Origin of the sequence: Arthrobacter sp. SO3 (assembly GCF_020532825.1) — a bacterium.
Lineage (GTDB): Bacteria > Actinomycetota > Actinomycetes > Actinomycetales > Micrococcaceae > Arthrobacter.
On the sequence record NZ_MQTS01000036.1, the window covers coordinates 1 to 17,868 of the forward strand.

Here is a 17,868-nt window from a genome sequence, read left to right on the forward strand (position 1 = left end):
CAACGCGGGGTCACATCGCGCCCATCCGGGGTGCCCGGATAGGCGCGATGTGACCCCGCGTTGCTGTGTTGTTGTTGGAGTGTTAGCGGCCGCCGGTGATCTTCCGGCTCCGCTGTTCCTGGGCCATCGGCCCGTAGGGATAGACCCCGACGCGCGGCCGGCTCACCTCACTCAGCCGCAGCAGTTCCCCCTCGGTCAGGCGGAGGTCCGCGGCCGCGAGATTGTCGGCGAGCTGTTTCGTGCTGCGCACGCCCAGGATCACCGAGGTCACGGCGGGCTGTTCCGCCAGCCACGCCAGGGCCACCTGTGCGGCACTTGCCTCGTGCCGTCCGGCGATGTCGTGCACAGCGTCCACGATCTCCCAGGTCCGCGGGTCCGCGTTCCTGGCCTTCCATGCTTCCATGCCGCGCTCCGGGTTTTCACCCAGCCGGGTGGCGCCTGCCGGCGGCTGGTCCCGCTTGTACTTTCCGGAGAGCCAGCCTCCGCCCAGCGGCGACCAGGGCAGCAGCCCGATTCCGGCGTCGAGCGAGGCCGGGACAATCTCGGACTCGATCTCGCGGACCAGCAGGCTGTATTGCGGCTGCAAGGTCACGGGTCCGTTCCAGCCGTGGGACCGGGCCACGTGGACGGCCTTCGTCAGCTGCCAGCCGAGGAAGTTCGAGAAGCCGTAATAGGCGATCTTCCCGCTGCAGACGGCGTCCTGCAGGAACCGCAGCGATTCCTCCAGGGGCGTGATGGGGTCCCAGGCGTGCAGCTGGTACAGGTCGATCTGCTCCACACCGAGCCGGCGCAGCGAGTCATCCAGCGCCCGGTTCAGGTGCCGGCGGGAGGTGCCGACGTCGTTCGGGGCCTTCCCCATCGGGAAGCGGCCCTTGGTGGCGAGCACCACGCGGTCCCGGGCCTCCGGGCGCCCGGCGAGCCAGCGCCCGATGATCTCCTCCGAGACCCCGGAGCTGTAGACGTCGGCGGTGTCGATGAAGTTGCCGCCCGCCGCGAGGTAGCCGTCCAGGATCGCGTGCGACTGTTCTTCGGTGGCTTCTGCGCCGAAGGTCATGGTGCCCAGAGCGTAGTTGGAGACGACGGCGCCGCTGGTGCCAAGCGTGCGGTATTTCACGGGACTCCCCTTCAGTCTTCGGTGGGCGTGGTGCGCAGCGGGTGGTAGTTCCGCCAGGTGTGCTCGGGCGCGTAGCCGAGCAGGCGCTTGGCCTTGTCGATCGAGAGCAGGGTTTCGTGCTCTCCGAGCTCCTTGGCCACAGCCACGTTCGGGAAGACCTCCGCGGCGAGGCTGGCGCTGCTGCGGCTCATCACGGTGTCGGCGTTGGCGATGATGAACGCCTCGAACCCCGGGGCGCCGTGTTCGAGGGCACGGGCCACCGCCTGCGCCCCGTCCCGGCCGTCGATGTAGCCCCAGAGGTTCCATTTGCGCAGCATCGCGTCGGCGTCGAAGCCGGGAAACTCCTCGTAGTCCTCCGGGTCCATCACGTTGGAGAAGCGCAGGGCCGTAATGCTCAGCTCCGGATCCCAGCGGGTGAGCTGGACCGCCATCTGCTCCTCAAGGTGCTTCACCAGGGAGTAGGTGCTCTCCGGCCGGGCCGGGTATTCCTCGTCGACCGGGATGTAGGGAGGGTCGACGTCGAACGGCAGGCCGAGCACCGTCTCGCTGGACGCGTAGACAATCCTCTTGATCCCGGCCCGGCGGGCCGCCTGGAACACGTTGTACGTGGCCTGCATGTTGTTCTCGAAGGTCGCGGCGTCCGGGGCGTGGCCGGGGGCCGGGATCGCCGCCAGGTGCACCACCGCGTCGAACCCGTCGTGCCGGTCCTCAAGGCCCAGGAGCACGTCCACCACCTGGCCGTAGTTGCGCAGGTCCACCTCGGTGTAACCGTGTCCGCGCGTTCCCGTGCGGTCCAGATTGGTGACCTCGTGCCCGTCCTCGCCCAGCCGCCGGACAACGCTCCGGCCCAGCTTCCCGCTTCCTCCAGTTACAGCAACTCTCATTTGCACTCCTCGGCTCGTGGGGTTTGTTCCACCCTAGAGGGGGCCGGGGACGTTGCACACCCCCGGGGGGCGGTCCCCGCGTGACTTTCGGCCCTAGGCAATGCCAGGCGCACCGGGCAGGCTGGGGGCCATGAACGCTGATCAGCGGATAGTCGTGGGCGTGGACGGTTCGGATTTCTCGACGACGGCGCTGCGGCTCGCCGGGCGGATGGCCAGAAGCCTCGGGGCGCCGCTGGAGGTGGTCACCTGCCTGGGCACCTCGGATCTCTTCCTGGCCTCCCACCTGCCCGAAGAGCGCTCCCCCACCACCACCCAGCTGGAAGAGACGGCCAAGCGCCTGGTCGGGGAGTCCCTGGAACGTGCCTTCGGCACCGACGTCCCGGAGGGCCTGACCCGGGCCGTTAAGTTCGGGCCCCCGGCGAAGGTCCTCGTGGAGGAGAGCCGGAACGCCCAGCTCCTGGTGGTCGGCAGGCGCGGCCGCGGCGGCTTCCTCGCGCAGGTCATGGGATCGGTCAGCGGCGCCTGCGCGGCCCATGCCCACTGCCCGGTGCTGGTGGTCGGCGAGGACGCTGGAGAGCACCAGGAGAAGTGATGGGCCGCAGCCGGTGGCCGGTCCGGGGCCTCTGGATCCTCACCGGCGTGCTGACCCTCCCGGCCGCGCTGACCGGGCTGCTGGTCCCCGGCATCTACCGGGGCGTTGTGGCGGCGGAACTGCTGCCCGGCGCGGTCTCGCAGGACCTGATGTCCGCCGCCGCCGGGATCACCCTCCCGGTTCTGGCGTTCGCGGCGCGGCGCGGACAGGCCAAGGCGCAGATCGCGGCACTGGGAATCCTGGGCTACCTGTTCTACGCGTACGGCATCTACTCCATCGAGCGGACCTACAACGGGTTCTACCTCCTCTACCTGGCCGTCTTTGCCTTGTCATTCTGGGGGATGGTCTACACGGCGCTGGAGCTCCGGGCGGACGGGCCGCGGCGAGCGCGGCTCCCCCGGGGGATCCGGGTGCTCTCGGCCGCGGGCGCGCTCCTGCAGCCCCTCATCTTCTATCCGCTCTGGATTGCCATGCTGCTGCCGCTGATGCGGACCGGCGAGCAAATCGATTCGCTCTACTCCGTGTTCATCCTTGACCTGTGCTTCATCATGCCGGCGTTCCTGATCCTGGCCGTCGAGACGTTCCGCCGCCGCTGGCCGGGGCTGGTTCTTATGCCGGCGCTGTACCTGCTCGGATTCACCCTGATCTTCTCCCTGGCCCTGGGCGAGCTGTTCAAACCGCTGTTCGACGTCCCGGTCTCGGCGCTGTCCCTGTGGTCCTCGGTGCTGCTGTCGGCACTCTTCCTGGTGCTGGGAGGCCTGCACCTGTGGAAACTTGAGCTCGATTCCAGCGGGGTCGGGACGCAGCGCCGCGGGATCCACCGGCCGGACACCGCGGACGCCGGCGCTGTTCAAGGTCCGGAAGGGTAGGAGCCATGGCACAGCTGCAAGTTTCGGCGCGGATCCCCACAGTGGAACACGCCGGGCCTCCCGGTAAGAGGCCCGCCCCATGAGCCGCTCCCCTGGCTCCGCCCGGCTCCGCGGACCGCTGGCTGCCCTTGCCGCGGCGGCCGCCGCCGCCGGGTACGTCCTCGCCGTCCGGCCCCGGCTGCTGAACTGGGGTGCCAGCAGCCAGGAAGCCGCCGGCCCGCTGCCCGGCGACGAACTCGTTCGGACGCCGCGGATGCAGAGCACCCGCGCGGTCACCATCAACTCACCGGCCGCGGGCATCTGGCCCTGGCTACTCCAGCTGGGTGCCGGGCGCGGCGGCATGTACAGCTATGACCTGCTGGAGAACGCCGCGGGCCTCGGCATGCACAGCGCGGACCGGATCCTGCCCGACTACCAGCAGCTCGGCGTCGGCGATGTCATCCCGCTGGGCCCCGACGTCGGGATTCCGGTCCGGCGCCTGGAGACCGCAGCGGTGCTGGCCCTCGGCGGCACGATGGATCCGCGGACCGGGAAGATCACCCCTTCCCGCGGGGCCGCAGCGAGTCCGCGCCTGGAGCTTGGCTGGACCTTTGTGCTGCAGCCCGTCGACGAGCACACCACGCGGCTGCTGACCCGCACGCGGTACGACTACTCCCCGCTCCCCGTAGGGCTGATTCTCCGGCCCGTGCTGGAACCCGTGCAGTTCCTCATGGAACGGCGCATGCTGCTGGGCATCAAATCCCTGGCCGAGGGCCGCGGCCGCTACCAGTGCGGCCCGCGGCGTCCATGACCTTGTGCCCTACGCCGGCGGGCACTGCCGGACTAGCCTGAAGATTCAGGGGCGGTGCGCAGCCGTCCGCCGGCTTCCGGGAGGCAAACTGTGAAATCGGCAAGAACCAGCATCATCGCCGGCATCGCCTTGATGGCGGCCGGGGTCCTGCTGCTGCTGGATCTGCTCGGGATCCTCGACAGCGCGGCCCTCGTGTGGCCGCTGATTTTCGCGGCGGCCGGGGCCGCTTTCCTGACCCTGTTCCTCCGCAGCCGGGACAACTGGTGGGCCGCCATCCCCGGCTCGGTTTTCCTGGGCCTGGCGGCGGTCATGACGGTCACCCAGCTCTGGCCGGGCGCGGCGGAATGGGGCGGTGCGGTCTTTTTCCTGTTCATGGGCTCAGGCTTCGGCGCGGTGTATCTGCGCGAACGCTCCAACTGGTGGGCGCTGATCCCCTGCGGGGTGATGCTGACGCTCGCCCTCGTGGTGGCCCTCCCGCAGGCCTGGGGCGGAATACCGGTCGCCGTCGTCCTGTTCCTGGGCCTGGCTGCCACGTTCGCGGCACTGTCCCTGGTTCCGGTCCACCCCGGACCCAGCCCCCGCGACGGTTCCCACCCTGGCTCCGGGCCCCTCCCGGGCCCGGGCAGCTACCCGGACCGGCCCGCAGCGCTGGCCGGCCAGCCCGGCGCCGCGGAACCGTCACGGATGAAGTGGCCGCTGATTCCGGCGGCGGTCCTGGCCGTGCTGGGGCTCATCTTCGCCCTGCAGGCCACGGCGCTGCTCACCGCGAGTGAGTTCTTCGTCCCGGTGTTCCTGGTTCTCGCCGGTGTGGCGCTGCTGGTCTACGCCTACCGCCACCGGGCCGGCGCCCACCCCGGGGCCCAACACAACGTGCACGGGGCCTGACGGGTCAGGCGCCCCCGGCGAGTTCGGCCATGGCCGCGCGCAGGCGGGTGCCGGCGTCCTCAGCGACCTCGCGGACCTCGGGTGCGCCGCTGAGCTGCACCATGGTTTGCGGGTCGATGGCATGGACGGTGGTCGCGGTGGCCCCGGTTCCGCGGCGCACCACGACGTTGCAGGGCAGGAGCGCCCCCATTTCCGGTTCGGCGGCCAGCGCCCGGCTGGCAAGCATCGGGTTGCAGGCCCCGAGGATGACGTAGTCCCCCAGCGCTTCCGCGGCGTCCTCGCCGAGTTTGGCGGCGAAGGTGGCACGCACATCGATTTCCGAGAGTATTCCGAAGCCCTGGGCGGCGAGCGCCGCACGTGTCTTTTCGACGGCCTCCGCCCAGCTCAGCGGGACGACGGCGGTGTAGGTGTAGCTCATGCAGTTACTCCTGGGGATTGGTTTCGGCCTTCAGCAGGTAGTCGACGAACCAGTCCCTGGCGAGGATGGCAGCCGCCGCCAGCGTACCGGTTTCCTCAAAGAGATGGGTGGCGCCCTGGACCACGGCCAGCTGGTTGGGGCAGCGCATCATGGCTTTCGCCTTCCGGTTGAGCTCGAGCACCTCGTGGTCGTAGCTGCCCACGATGAGCAGCGTGGGGGCCCGGACGGCGGACAGCCTGGGTCCGGCCAGGTCCGGACGGCCGCCGCGGGAGACGACGGCGTCGATCCTGGCGGTGGGTTCGGAGGCGGCCCAGAGCGCGGCCCCGGCGCCCGTGCTGGCTCCGAAGTAGCCGATCCTGGAGGAGGCCGTGTCCGGCCGGGTGGCGAGCCAGTCCGTGGCCGCGGACAGCCTGCGGGCCAGCAGCTCAATGTCAAAGACGTTGGCGCGGTTTCGTTCCTCCGCCGGGGTCAGCAGGTCCAGCAGCAGGGTGCCGAGTCCGGCCTGCTGGAGCACCCCGGCCACGTACCGGTTCCGCGGGCTGTGCCGGCTGCTGCCGCTGCCGTGCGCGAACAACACCACGCCCGGGGCCGGGACCGGCAGGTGCAGCTGGCCCTGGAGACGGACCCCGCGCGAGGGGATCTCGACTTCCTCATTGAACTCGGCGGCGTCCTCCACACCGGCCGCGGCCGGTCTCCGGGACTCCGGCGCCGAATTCTGCAGCCGCTTGGCCGCCGCGTCGAGCAGTTGCACCACCTCGTCGTCCTCGGTGGGTGAGAAATCGCGGTAGTGGTAGCCGACCGCGGAGAACTGGTGCGGTGTGGCGAGGCAGACGACCTCGTCGGGCTCGGTCAGGCTCCGGAGGGTGTCGGCGGGGGCGACCGGAACAGCCAGGATGACCCTCGCGGCTCCGAGCTCCCGGGCGATCCGGCAGGCGACCCGGGCGGTGGAACCGGTGGCGATCCCGTCGTCGACGATCACGGCAATGCGGCCGGTGAGATCCTGGCGCGTCCGGCCCTTCCGGAAACGGGCCACCCGGTTCGCCAGCACGGCGCGTTCATGGTCTTCGACGGCCTGCAGCTCCGCGTCGCTGACCCGGGCATGCGCCAGCACGTGCTCTTCCAGCACCCGGGCACCGCCCTCACCAATCGCTCCCATGGCAAGCTCCGGCTGGTATGGAAGTCCCAGTTTCCGAACCACGATCACGTCCAGCGGGGCGTTGAGGGCCGCGGCGACTTCGAAGGCGACCGGGACGCCGCCGCGGGGCAGACCCAGAACGACGATGTCCTGGCCCCGCAGTTCCGCGAGCCGCCTCCCCAGTTGCCGGCCGGCGTCGACCCTGTCTTCGAAAATGCTCATCGGTACGGCTTTCCAGTCGGGATCTCGGCCGCGGGCTCATCCAGGCGTGCGTTCCGCAGGCTGGGAAATTGACCAGTTGGCCGCTCCCTCCCACTATCTGCCAGGAACCCGCCGGGGGTGAGGGCCTTTATGCCCGGTTTGGCCGGTGCCCCCGCCGGGCCCCCGGTGATGGAGCATGTGGCCGGGCGTCGCGGTGCTGAACCGCGCGGCCCGGCGCGAGATGTGGTGGGCCCGGCCGCGGCGCCGGACCCCCGCAGGCTTGGGCAGGACAGGCTGCTGCGTGGCGCGGGAGTAGAACCAGAGTTTGGCGAGTTCAACGAGCACCAGGTACACCGCGGCCATTCCGAGCAGGGCCAGGAAGAACGGGACGGGGAGCGGATCGAAGCCCAGCACACCGGCCAGGGGCGAGAGCGGAAGGTAGACCCCGAGGGCCACGACGGCCAGGGAAGCGCCGACCAGGCCCACCGAGGGCCGGCTGCGGAAGAACGGCACCCGCCGGGTCCGGATGACGAAGATGATGAGTGTCTGCGTGACGATGGACTCGATGAACCAGCCGGCCCGGAATTCGCCGGGGACAGCATCGAAGACAAAAAGCATCAAGGCGAACGTGGCGAAATCGAACAGGGAGCTGATCGGGCCGAAAAGGAACATAAAGCGGCGGATGAAGCCGATGTCCCAGTGCGAGGGCGCAACCAGTTGTTCCTTGTCCACCCGGTCCCCCGGGATGGCGAGCTGACCGGCGTCGTACAGCAGGTTGTTCAGCAGGATCTGCCCCGGCAACATCGGCAGGAAGCTCAACACGACGGAGGCCGTGGCCGCGCTGAACATGTTGCCGAAGTTGCTGGAGGTGCCCATCAGAACGTACTTGATGGTGTTGGCGAAGATCCGCCGGCCCTCCATGACGCCTTCGGCCAGGACACCCAGGTCCTTGTCCAGCAGCACGACGTCGGCGGCGTCCTTGGCGACGTCGGTGGCGCTGTCGACGGAGATGCCGATGTCCGCGGCGTGCAGCGCCAGCGCGTCGTTGACGCCATCTCCCATGAAGCCGACGGACCCTCCGCTTTGCCGCAGCAGCCGGATGATACGGGCTTTTTGTTCGGGCGAGACCCGGGCGAAGATGCTGGCCTCCCGCGCGGCGGCGGCCAGTTCCGGATCGGACATGACCTCCACCTCGGCGCCGGTGAGCGTGCCGCCGGAGAGGACCCCGAGCTCGTCACAGACCTTTTCCGCGACCTTGGCGTTGTCCCCGGTGGCGATCTTGACGGTGATGCCGAGTTCCGCGAGCCGGTCCAGGGAGGCGCGGGCGGTTGCCTTGGGCCGGTCCAGGAAGATCAGGAAGCCGGCGAGGACCAGGTCTTTTTCGTCCGGGGGTCCGATCGCGGTCAGGCCGTCGGCCGGGCGGGTGGCGACCGCCACCACCCGGGACCCGGCGTCGAACTCTTCGTCCAGCATCGCCTGCACGCTGGCCGGGGTGTCCCCGCAGAGCGCCAGGACGTCTTCCGGCGATCCCTTGGTGACAATGCGGGCAGCGGCGCCGGCATCGCTGACCAGCACGCTGGTCCGGCGGCGCAGATGATCGAAGTCGATGACGTCGAGCCGCTCGTAGCGGGCGGGCTGGAAGGCTGCGGCTCCGGCGGAGGCCCACAGCGCGGCGTCCAGGGGGTTCAGGCCGACCGGGGAGCCTTTGGATTCCGCATAGTCAGCTTCGGTGGCCAGCAGCCCCAGCGTGAGCAGCTCGCCTGCGGAGATGCCGGGGGCTGCGGGCAGGGCGGCGGTGAAGCTGATCCGTCCCTCCGTCAGCGTCCCGGTTTTGTCGGTCACCAGAACGTCCATGTCGCCGAGGTCCTCGATGCAGACCAGCCGTTTGACCAGGACCTTGCGTTTGGCCAGCTGCCGGGTGCCGGTGGCCAGGCTCGTGCTGACGATGGCGGGCAGCAGTTGCGGGGTGATCCCGACGGCGATCGCGAGCGAGAACAACAGGGACTCGAGCACGGGTCGCTGCAGCACCAGGTTGGCGATGAAGATCAGGGACGTGAGGCCGATAGCCACCTGCAGCAGGAGGTAGGAGAAGCGTTGGAGGCCCAGCTGGAATTCGGTCTGCGGCTGGCGTTCGCCGAGGCCGAGGGCGATCCGTCCGAATTCGGCCCGCCCGCCGGTGGCGACCACCACACCGGTGCAGTTGCCGGCCTGGATCACGGTGCCCATGAACAGGCATGACGTCAGGTCACCCAGTGCCGCGGCACCGGGGACGGGGGCGGGGTCCTTGCTGACCGGCATCGATTCGCCGGTGAGGATGCTTTCGTCGCAGAGCAGGTCCTTCGCCGTCAGCAGCCGCATATCGGCGGGGATGATCGCGCCGATGGCGAGGTGCACGACGTCGCCGGGCACCAGCGCGGTGACGTCGGTTTCCTGGGCGGTCCCGTCGCGGACCACGACGGCGCGGTGGGTGACGCGGGAGTGCAGCGCCTCGGCGGCGCGTTCGGCGCGGTATTCATTGCTGAACCCCAATCCGACGCTGACCAGCAGGATCACGCCGATCACGATCGAGTTTGTGGCGTCACCGAGGAAGAGCGAGAGCCCGGCCGTGACGAGCAGCAGGATCAGGATGGGGCTGCGCAGCTGCCGGCCCAGCACGGCCCAGCCGCTGGCCTGATGGGTGCGGAGCGCATTCGGTCCCAGTTCGAGCAGGCGCCGGGCGGCCTCGCTGCTGCTCAGGCCCTGCACGCCGGAGCCAAGCTGCGCTGCGACTTCTTCCACCGGCCGGTGGGCGGCGTCGGCGATCATCAAGGGCGGAGCGAGTGGTCTCTGGACATCGAGCTCTGGCATGCAGGATCCGTTCGAACGTGGAGTTATGCCCTAGGGTACGTCCACAAGCTGAATCCTTCACGGGCGTCGAACCACGGGAAACAGGATGTATATAATTTCCCGGTACGGTTTTGCAGCGAGCCGTTGGATTGTTTTTCGATCCGGCCGTCTGCCGTCCTCCCTGCCGCTGCGCCGCAGGTGGAGCGCCTCCCGTCCGGGTCGTCTTGACCTGAGTGAAACGGCACGACGAGACAGTGGTTCGCGAATTAACCGCAACTTCAATAGACGCAACTTCAGCCAGCCAGCACCTGCATGAACTGGTGCTCGCCAGCTCCGATGTCGAGGGGTTCCTGTGTGAGCTGGCGCGCGTTTCCGCGCGCAGCCTCTCGGAACCCGGCGACGGGATCCTCTGCGGGATCACGCTCTTCCGGCACCGGAAGGCGGCCACGGTTGCCAGCAGCAGCCCGGCGGCCCAGGCCATGGACGAGATCCAGTACGCCTTCGGTGACGGACCGTGCGTGACGGCTTCCCGGGAGCAGGAAACCGTCCACATCCCGGAGCTGGAAGCGTGCGGGCGGTGGCCCCAGTACGCCGCCACGGTGCGGGGCCACGGAGTGCGCTCCATCCTGGCGCTGCCGTTCCTCCTCGACGGCGACACCCGCGCGGCCCTCAACCTCTACTCGCGGCGCCCCGGCCGTTTTGACGGCAGGGCGATGGAACTGGCCCGGGACTTCGTGAGCCAGACGTCCATGGCGTTGCGGCTGGCGGTGCGTTTTGCGCACTACAGCGACACGGCGGCGAATCTCAAGGCCACCCTGGAGACCCGGACCAGCATCGACGTTGCGGTGGGCATCATCATGGCGCAGAACCGCTGCAGCCAGGCCGCTGCCTTTGAACTTCTCAAATCGGCGTCGGCGGCCCGCAACATCAAGCTCCATGTGGTGGCTGCGGGGGTCGTGGAGTCGCTCGGGCAAGGACCCGCCCGCACCCACTTCGAGGGCTAGGCGCCCGGCCCGGCGGGCTGCGTGCCGGATGGCGGCCCGGCCGGGGGCGTGCCGGCGGGCTGCGTGGCAGGGCTGGCGGCCGGCGTCCCGGCGGTGACGTCCAGGATGGTGCGGATTGTGTCCTCGTGGGCCAGGATGCGGAAGTGACCCGCGGTGTCCAGCTGGATGTTGCGGGCGCCCGGCAGCACGCTGCCCTCGGGGATATGCGGGTCGAAGAGACCGTAGACCGAGGTGATGCGCTCGTTGACGCGTTCCTCACGGGAGAGCTGCATCGTCACGGCATTGCGGGGCGAGAAGGCGCGCAGGCTCGGCAGCAGCATGAACGAGGCGTAGCGCGAACCGGAGAACGGCGAGCAGACTGCCACCATGCCCGCGATCCGGCGTTCGGGGTCCAGCTGCATCATCACGAACTTTCCGATCAGTCCGCCTTTGCTGTGGGCGACGATCATCGCGTCGGTCAGGTCACGGTCCCGGATGTATCCGGCAATCAGGTCCGCGGCTTTGGGCACCGCGAGCCGGTTCCGGTGCAGCAGGGTCAGCACATGCACCGGATGGCCCGCCTCATGGAGCCGCTGGACCAGCGGGAGCATAAAGTGCCAGTCCTCGTACACTCCCGGAATCACGACGACAGGCCGGCCGGTCCCGCCGAGGAAATCGTCCGGCCTGGTCCGGGAGACGGCGCTGAGCAGCTGGCGGCCCGCGGCATAGACGTAGTCCTGGACCCACCAGCCGGCGGCCTGCAGGACCCGGCTCATGCCGGGCGCCCCTGTGGTGTCTCCCTGGCCGCCGGCTGGATCCCGGCAAAGTCGAGGATGGCTCCGGCCACTTCGACCGAACGGTTGTGCTGCACCACGTGTCCGGTGCCTTCGACTTCGAGCAACTGCCCCCGGGCCGCGCCCGCGGTCAACCGGCGGCACCAGCCTGCGGAGGCGACGGGGTCGTTGGCGCCGCGCACGACGAGGACCGGCGCCATGACCCCGGTGATCCGCTGCTCCGTCGGGTAGTCCATCATCACGCGCAGGGTTTTCAGGTACCAGCGCAAGCCGCAGCGGAGATAGTCCGTGAAGACCAAGGCGTTCGAGGACGGGCTTTCGAAGAACAGGCTGTCACGCCCCAGGGCCGTGGCCTGCTGCGCCACGGTGCGGCGCTGCGGGTCGACTACCGGCCCCATCAGGACCAGATGGGAAATCCGGCCCGGCTGCTGCCGTGCGGCTTCGATCGAGAACTGGCTCCCCATCGAGTGCCCGACAAGCACGAACTCGAGGACGCCGAGCTGTTCGAGGGCGCCAAGGATGTAGGCTGCGTGGTCCGCGACCGGGAGCGTTTTCTCCGGCCGGGGAGTGGCGCCAAAGCCGGGCAGGTCGATCGAGTAGGTGTCCACGGATTCGGCCAGCAGCCCGTGAAGCCGGCTGAGATAGCGGTGCGAGGCGCCGATCCCGTGGATCAGTACGACGGCGGTGCGCCCCGGCGCACGGCCGGCCGGGCTCTTGGAGACAAACACGTGGCCAAGATGGCCCGCTGCCTCAATCTCGAAGCGTTCGGGCGTGCGTATGGGGGGCTCGATCAGCATCCAGTAAGCATACTGACAGAGTTCCGCGGGTCAGCCATCGCGCTTGTCCCGCTCGCTGAACTCCTCGTCAAGGTCGTAGTGCCTGAACTCGGTCTCCGGGTTCGGTTCGCCGTCGGCCACGTATTCGTGGTCCAGCTGCCGCTGGACCTGGCTGTCGAGGACCTGCAGGTCCTTGTCCTCCACCTTGCTGAGGTCCTCGGGGAATTCATCCTCCGGCGTGAGGTGCAGTTTCTCGGTCATGGCACGCCTCTCTGGGCCGGGAAGGTGGACTCGAAAATGCTGCCCCGGCCGTCTCTAGAATAGCCGGGGCCAAGGGGTAGGGGAATACGGCCGGACCCGGGCCGGCCGGCGTGAGTGGGTAGGAAGCTAGCTGCCTTGTGGGCCAAGCGGGGCCTTGGCCGCCTCACAGGCGGTCTTGCCGGGCGCGGGTTCCTTAAGCTCAACGAACATGGTGTGCGTTTCCGTGTCGCCGATGTTCTCGCCGGAATGGTCCTGGGCTGCGAGCCAGCGGGCCGTCCCGGCGGGAATCTCGACGTCGACGTCCTCCCCGTGGCCCGAGAGCCGGCGGCGGAACGAACTCAGGGTGATCATGACACTGTCAGGGTGGCCATGCTCCACAGTCTTGTCGCCCGGACCGTCGCGGTATTCGAGCACCCGCACGCGCGCATTCTCGAAAACTACCCGGTACAACGCGGGGTTCGACACCACCGGATCCTGGCCCATGGCGCGAGCTTACGCCCCTCCCCCGGCACCTGCCAGAGGCGCGGGCCCGGGGAGGAGCGGGAACTCAGGCCTGGGCCTGTCCCGGTTCGGGGCCGACGTTGACGAGCCATTCGGTCCCGAATTTGTCGGTGCACATGCCGAAGATGTCTCCCCATGGCGCCTTCTCCATGGGGACGGTGACTTTTCCGCCGTCGGCGAGCTTGTCGAAGTAGCCGCGCAGTTCGTTCTCGTCGGAGCCGCTGAGGGACACGGAAATGCTGGTGCCGGGCGTGTAGTCCATCCCGTTGGGCGTGTCGGCGCCCATCAGCACCATGCCCCTTTCCGTGGCCAACATGGCGTGCATGATCTTGTCCTGCTCAGCGGGATCGTCGCTGGCCTGATATTCGCCGAAGGTGCTCATGTTCAGTTGGCCGCCGAAGACCGACTGGTAAAAAGTCATGGCTTCCTTCGCGTTGTCGCGGAAACTCAGGTACGGGTTGAGCGTGGTCATATCCGGGACTCCTTGCAGCTGGGGGCGCGGCCAGGGTGCCGTTTTGCGGCCGCGGCCGGCGCACTTTTACAGGGCATATCCTGCCCCAAATCAGCCGTTCACGATAGGTGTCTGCTATAGCGGGCGTCCGGCTTCGGGGGCGTCCTGACTCACTGGCGTCCCGGTTCATAAGAGGACGGGGACCGGCGGCCTGCGCCGCCGGTCCCCGTCCTTTCAAGGCTTTGCTTTCAGGGCTGTGCTTCTGCTGCTCAGGCCGTCTGCCCGGCGTGCTCGCCTTCTGCGATTTCCTCCAGCAGTTTGTCGTTGAAGGCGGGGAGGTCGTGCGGGTTCCGGCTGGTCACGAGGCCCTGGTCGACCACGACTTCCTGGTCACTCCAGTTCGCGCCGGCGTTCTTCAGGTCGGTCTGGAGCGTGGGATACGAGGTGACGTTGCGGCCATTGATGACGCCGGCGTCGATCAGCAGCCAGGGTCCGTGGCAGATCGAGGCCACCGGTTTGTGCTGCTCGAAGAAGGCGCGGGTGAACGCCTGGGCATCCTTGTCGACGCGCAGATGGTCCGCGTTGACGACGCCGCCCGGGATCACCAGGGCGTGGAAATCGGAAGCGTTCGCCTCCGCGGCGGTGAGGTCGACGTCGAATTGCTGTCCCTTTTCGGTGCCGTCGTAGCCCTGCAGCTTCCCGCTCTTGGGCGCCACCAGCGTGGGCTCGCCACCGGCTTCCTTGACGGCGTTCCAAGGGCTGGTCAGCTCCACCTGCTCCACGCCGTCCGTGAGCAGAAAAGCGACTTTCTTACCGGCAATGCTGTGCTGTGACATGCGTCCTCCTCTGGTGCCCCGGGAGGTCCGCGCAGCCGTTGCACCGGCCGGGATCCTCCGCTCGGGGAGTTTGATGCCTTACAGGATTCACTTTAGGAAGCAGCAAACTAATAAGCAAGCTGATTATGCTGGCTCCGGCTGCCGCATACTGCGCGTCGCCTGAACCCATTGACTCCGCGGGCTGACGGTCCTCTGGCCAGCGCACCGCGACCTCGATACTCTGGCGGAAGGACTGCTACCCGAAAGAAGGCCGTGATGGACGAACAACACATCCTGGAACGCATCTCAGCGCTGGTGGACGAGGAGCAGGCACTCCGCGAGAAGGCCCCGTCCTCCTCGGCGGACTACGAACACGGTCCGGAGCATGCCCGCCTGAAGCGCATCGAGGAGGATCTGGACCAGTGCTGGGACCTCCTGCGGCAGCGGCGGGCGAAAAGGCAGTACGGCGAAAACCCGGATGAGGCGGAGCCCCGCCCGGTCAAGCAAGTGGAAAATTACGAGTCCTGACCGCTCGGAGCGGCCCGGCTGAAGAACCGGGAACCTGATGGTGAAGCGCTGACAGGCGGGTGTGCCATGTTGATTGCGTTGTTGGGCGACGTCATGCTGGGCCGACTGGTGAACGAGCGGCTGAGGCGGGTCGGCGCCGATTACCCGTGGGGAGATACGGACTCCGTGCTGCGCCAGGCCGACCTCACGGTCGCCAACCTGGAATGCGTCCTGGCGGCCGGCGGGGAGCCCGAAGCGGGGAAGGTGTTCCATTTCCGTTCCGACCCGAAAAACGTGGAGAGCCTCCGATCCGCGGGAATCGGGGTGGTGTCGCTGGCCAACAACCATGTCCTGGACTACGGGGCCAGTGCTTTCCGGGAAATGCTGCCGGTGCTCGACTCGGCCGGGATCCTGCATGCCGGTGCCGGATTGGACCGGGATGCCGCCCAACGCCCCGCGGTGCGCCGCGTGGCAGGCACCGCCGTCGGGCTCATCGCCATCACCGACAACCAGCCGGACTGGGAAGCGGACCGCGGACCCGGCGTCTTCTACGTGCCGGTGGAGCGCACCGACCGCCGGGTAACGGAACTCCTGGCCCTGGTCGGGCGGACGAAGGCCCGCGTCGGGCTCCTGATCGTCTCCGCGCACTGGGGGCCGAACTGGGGCTCCGGGGTGCCGTCCGATCACCGCGAGCTGGCGCGGGCTCTCATCGAGGCCGGGGCCGACGTCGTCTTCGGGCACTCGCCGCACATCTTCCGCGGCGTCGAAATCTTCCAGGACCGGCCCATCATCTACAGCGCCGGGGACTTCGTGGACGACTACGCGGTGGATCCGCTGGAGCGCAACGACCAGTCGTTCATCTTCCTGCTCGACACGGACGGTGGCACACCCCGAACGCTGCGGCTGTATCCGACCGTGATCACGGATTTCCAGGCCCGCCTGGCGGGCGGGAGTTCCCGGCAGATCGCGGAACGGATGCAGCGGCTAAGCCGGCACCTCGGGACCGCGGGCAGCTGGGACGCCGCCGGCGGGTTCCTGGAGATCCCGCTCGCGGCCGGCTGAGCTGCCGCCCGGCACCGGCGGGGCCGTTCCGACCTCCCGGTTCACGGCCGGCATGATTTCGGTGGCCAGCAGCTCGATGGACCGGGCCGTCTCGGCAAACGGCAGGCCGCCGAGGCCGATCTGGGCCATGTAGCGGCTGTTGCCGAGGGTCGCGTGGATTTCCAGCAGCTTCTCGATGACCTGCTGCGGGCTGCCCACCAGAAGGCCGCCGCCGGGCTCGGTCCAGTCATCGAAGCTGGAGCGGGGAAAATGGTCCACCGGGCGGGGCATGTTCTGTTCAAAGTAGGCGCGGTAGTAGGGGTAGAAGGTGTCGCGGGCCCGCTGCGATGTCGGGGCCGCGTAGAAATGTCCGCCGGCCCCCACCTGCAGGGAGGCTGGGTCGTGGCCGGCGTCTGCGGCGGACTGGTGGTAGAGCTCCACGAGACGGCGGAACCGGGCGGGTCCGGACAGCAGGGCGACGAACAGGGGAAGCCCCAGGCGTCCGGCCCGCGCGAAACTCGCCGGAGTTCCGCCGACACCCACCCAGACGGGGAGCCTGGCCTGGACCGGGCGCGGCGCGATGTCCATGCCGGGAATGTTCTGGGTCAGGGTCCCCTGCCAGGTCACTGCGGCGTTGTTCCTCAGCTCCAGCAGCAGCTGCAGCTTCTCTTCGAAAAGAGCGTCATAATCATCCAGTTCGTGGCCGAACAACGGGTAGGACTCGATGAATGCGCCGCGGCCGGCAATGATCTCCGCGCGACCGTCGGAGATCAGGTCCAGGGTGGCGAACTGCTCGAAGAGCCGCACCGGGTCCTGGGTGGAGAGCACCGTGACGGCAGTGCTGAGCCGCAGCGTCGTGGTTTCCCTGGCGATGGCGGCCAATACGATTTCCGGGGCGGACAGGGCGAAATCGCGCCGGTGGTGTTCGCCCAGGCCCAGGAACCCCAGGCCCGCCTGGTCCGCCAGTTTGGCGAGCTCAATGATCTCCTTCAGGCGCTGTTGCGGGGACAGTGCCGTGCCGGTGCTGAGGTTGCGGGAAAGCTCGCCGAAAGTGAAGATGCCAAAGTCCATATTTAATTGAACGTTCAAGCATCGCATTTCATTCCGGCCGGTCGCTTCCACCGACGACGACGGCGGTGCGTCGCGGCGTCGTCACGCCGTTTACCGCCGCGCGCCCCGCCGGGCTATGCTTTAGGCGGACCGCCGTTTGCGGCGTCCCGGCTCAAGCAGGGGGCATTCGCAGGGTAGCTTCTCCCCTCACGCCATAAGGCCCGCAAGTGCTCAACCAGCCATTCAACCCACTCCCCCTCGATGAACTGACCGCCGTTTTCGCGCGCATCAAGAACCTGCTCCTGACCGAGGACAAGGTGGACCATGCGCTGCAGCTGCTTGTGCAGGGTGTCCGGGATGCCGTCCCGGGATCGTGCGGAGGCGGAATCTCGCTGTTCGACGCCCAGGGGCGCGGAAGCAGCACTGCGGCCACGGAACGGCTCGTGGAACAGGCAGACGCCGCCCAGCATCACTTGGGGCAGGGCCCGTGCTTCGATGCCTGGACGGCAGGAAGAACCATCCTGGTGCACGATACTGCCGCGGATGCCCGGTGGCCGCTGTGGAGCCAGGCGGTCGCTAAGTTGCCGGTCCGCTCCCTCGTCAGCACCCCGCTGGGCTCAGGCGGCACGACAATCGGAACCCTGAAGATCTATGCCGCCCTGCCGGCCGCCTTTACCGTCGCGACCGGGCAACTGCTCGAAAAGTTCGCTGTTCCGGCGGCCACCCTGATGGCCCATGTCCAGGGCACGGAAACGCCGCGGCACCTGAGCGGGCCGTTCAAAGGCGCACTCGCCGGCCGGGACAACACCAACCGCGCCTGCGGGATCCTGATGGAACGCGACGGGTTGACCGCCGAGCAGGCCTTCCGCGAACTGCTGCGCCGTGCCCGGACCGACGGGACGCCGCTGTCGCGGGTCTGCTCCGATCTTACCGATGGCCCGCGCCTGCCTGCCGTCGGCTGACGCGCGGCCAGCC

20 protein-coding genes are annotated in these 17,868 nt (G+C 68.5%); 8 read left to right on the plus strand and 12 right to left on the minus strand.

What is annotated here, in order from left to right; translation table 11 throughout:
* Positions 1–82: 82 nt before the first annotated feature.
* Both BJQ90_RS03910 and BJQ90_RS03915 read right to left on the minus strand, forming a co-directional pair.
* Positions 83–1,114 (minus strand): aldo/keto reductase, encoded by a 1,032-nt coding sequence (locus BJQ90_RS03910; RefSeq protein ID WP_226759000.1) that lies wholly within the window; start codon positions 1,112–1,114, stop codon positions 83–85.
* A gap of 11 nt (positions 1,115–1,125) precedes the next feature.
* On the minus strand, positions 1,126–1,998 hold the full coding sequence (locus BJQ90_RS03915) for an NAD-dependent epimerase/dehydratase family protein (RefSeq protein ID WP_226759001.1): 873 nt from the start codon (positions 1,996–1,998) through the stop codon (positions 1,126–1,128).
* Between the two features lie 130 nt (positions 1,999–2,128).
* Here BJQ90_RS03915 and BJQ90_RS03920 point away from each other — a divergent pair, with 130 nt between their 5' ends.
* From BJQ90_RS03920 to BJQ90_RS03935, 4 genes are all read left to right on the plus strand, one after another.
* On the plus strand, positions 2,129–2,590 hold the full coding sequence (locus BJQ90_RS03920) for a universal stress protein (RefSeq protein WP_226759002.1): 462 nt from the start codon (positions 2,129–2,131) through the stop codon (positions 2,588–2,590).
* The gene (locus BJQ90_RS03925) at positions 2,590–3,459 is read left to right on the plus strand and encodes a hypothetical protein (protein ID WP_226759003.1); all 870 of its coding nucleotides are present in this window, start codon (positions 2,590–2,592) and stop codon (positions 3,457–3,459) included. Before BJQ90_RS03920 ends, BJQ90_RS03925 begins: the two co-directional genes overlap by 1 nt.
* Before the next feature lie 79 nt (positions 3,460–3,538).
* Positions 3,539–4,249 (plus strand): SRPBCC family protein, encoded by a 711-nt coding sequence (locus BJQ90_RS03930; protein ID WP_226759004.1) that lies wholly within the window; start codon positions 3,539–3,541, stop codon positions 4,247–4,249.
* Between the two features lie 90 nt (positions 4,250–4,339).
* A complete protein-coding gene (locus BJQ90_RS03935; RefSeq protein WP_226759005.1) occupies positions 4,340–5,134 on the plus strand; it encodes a hypothetical protein in 795 nt (264 codons plus the stop codon).
* Positions 5,135–5,138: 4 nt separating this feature from the next.
* Here BJQ90_RS03935 and BJQ90_RS03940 read toward each other — a convergent pair whose 3' ends face one another.
* From BJQ90_RS03940 to mgtA, 3 genes are all read right to left on the minus strand, one after another.
* The gene (locus tag BJQ90_RS03940) at positions 5,139–5,552 is read right to left on the minus strand and encodes a DUF302 domain-containing protein (RefSeq protein WP_226759006.1); all 414 of its coding nucleotides are present in this window, start codon (positions 5,550–5,552) and stop codon (positions 5,139–5,141) included.
* 4 nt (positions 5,553–5,556) lie between these two features.
* Positions 5,557–6,909, minus strand: a complete 1,353-nt coding sequence (locus BJQ90_RS03945) for a phosphoribosyltransferase family protein (protein ID WP_226759007.1) — start codon at positions 6,907–6,909, stop codon at positions 5,557–5,559.
* Positions 6,910–7,002: 93 nt separating this feature from the next.
* On the minus strand, positions 7,003–9,735 hold the full coding sequence (mgtA, locus tag BJQ90_RS03950; protein WP_226759008.1) for a magnesium-translocating P-type ATPase: 2,733 nt from the start codon (positions 9,733–9,735) through the stop codon (positions 7,003–7,005).
* A gap of 233 nt (positions 9,736–9,968) precedes the next feature.
* Here mgtA and BJQ90_RS03955 point away from each other — a divergent pair, with 233 nt between their 5' ends.
* The gene (locus BJQ90_RS03955; RefSeq protein WP_226759009.1) at positions 9,969–10,718 is read left to right on the plus strand and encodes a GAF and ANTAR domain-containing protein; all 750 of its coding nucleotides are present in this window, start codon (positions 9,969–9,971) and stop codon (positions 10,716–10,718) included.
* Here BJQ90_RS03955 and BJQ90_RS03960 read toward each other — a convergent pair.
* From BJQ90_RS03960 to BJQ90_RS03985, 6 genes are all read right to left on the minus strand, one after another.
* Positions 10,715–11,473, minus strand: coding sequence for an esterase/lipase family protein (locus BJQ90_RS03960; RefSeq protein WP_226759010.1), 759 nt, complete (start codon positions 11,471–11,473; stop codon positions 10,715–10,717). The genes BJQ90_RS03955 and BJQ90_RS03960 overlap by 4 nt on opposite strands.
* Positions 11,470–12,288, minus strand: a complete 819-nt coding sequence (locus BJQ90_RS03965) for an alpha/beta fold hydrolase (protein WP_226759011.1) — start codon at positions 12,286–12,288, stop codon at positions 11,470–11,472. Before BJQ90_RS03965 ends, BJQ90_RS03960 begins: the two co-directional genes overlap by 4 nt.
* 30 nt (positions 12,289–12,318) lie before the next feature.
* Positions 12,319–12,528 carry a hypothetical protein gene (locus tag BJQ90_RS03970; RefSeq protein WP_226759012.1) on the minus strand — a complete coding sequence of 70 codons (210 nt, stop codon included), beginning with the start codon at positions 12,526–12,528 and terminating at the stop codon, positions 12,319–12,321.
* A 126-nt stretch (positions 12,529–12,654) separates the two neighbouring features.
* Complete coding sequence (locus BJQ90_RS03975) at positions 12,655–13,011, minus strand: cytoplasmic protein (protein ID WP_226759013.1); 357 nt, start codon at positions 13,009–13,011, stop codon at positions 12,655–12,657.
* A gap of 64 nt (positions 13,012–13,075) precedes the next feature.
* Positions 13,076–13,501 (minus strand): VOC family protein, encoded by a 426-nt coding sequence (locus BJQ90_RS03980; protein WP_226759014.1) that lies wholly within the window; start codon positions 13,499–13,501, stop codon positions 13,076–13,078.
* Between the two features lie 248 nt (positions 13,502–13,749).
* Positions 13,750–14,316, minus strand: a complete 567-nt coding sequence (locus tag BJQ90_RS03985; protein ID WP_226759015.1) for a type 1 glutamine amidotransferase domain-containing protein — start codon at positions 14,314–14,316, stop codon at positions 13,750–13,752.
* Positions 14,317–14,571: 255 nt separating this feature from the next.
* On the opposite strand from BJQ90_RS03985, the gene BJQ90_RS03990 reads away from it, so the two are divergent.
* Together BJQ90_RS03990 and BJQ90_RS03995 are read left to right on the plus strand one after the other, a co-directional pair.
* Complete coding sequence (locus BJQ90_RS03990) at positions 14,572–14,823, plus strand: DUF2630 family protein (protein ID WP_226759016.1); 252 nt, start codon at positions 14,572–14,574, stop codon at positions 14,821–14,823.
* A gap of 66 nt (positions 14,824–14,889) precedes the next feature.
* Positions 14,890–15,864 carry a CapA family protein gene (locus tag BJQ90_RS03995; RefSeq protein ID WP_226759017.1) on the plus strand — a complete coding sequence of 325 codons (975 nt, stop codon included), beginning with the start codon at positions 14,890–14,892 and terminating at the stop codon, positions 15,862–15,864.
* Here the strand turns inward: BJQ90_RS03995 and BJQ90_RS04000 are convergent.
* Positions 15,787–16,932: an LLM class flavin-dependent oxidoreductase gene (locus BJQ90_RS04000; RefSeq protein ID WP_226759018.1), complete on the minus strand. Its 1,146-nt coding sequence runs from the start codon at positions 16,930–16,932 to the stop codon at positions 15,787–15,789. The two genes, BJQ90_RS03995 and BJQ90_RS04000, sit on opposite strands and share 78 nt — an antisense overlap.
* Before the next feature lie 188 nt (positions 16,933–17,120).
* Between BJQ90_RS04000 and BJQ90_RS04005 the strand changes: the two genes are divergently transcribed.
* Positions 17,121–17,855, plus strand: coding sequence for a GAF domain-containing protein (locus tag BJQ90_RS04005; protein ID WP_226759019.1), 735 nt, complete (start codon positions 17,121–17,123; stop codon positions 17,853–17,855).
* Positions 17,856–17,868: the final 13 nt, after the last annotated feature.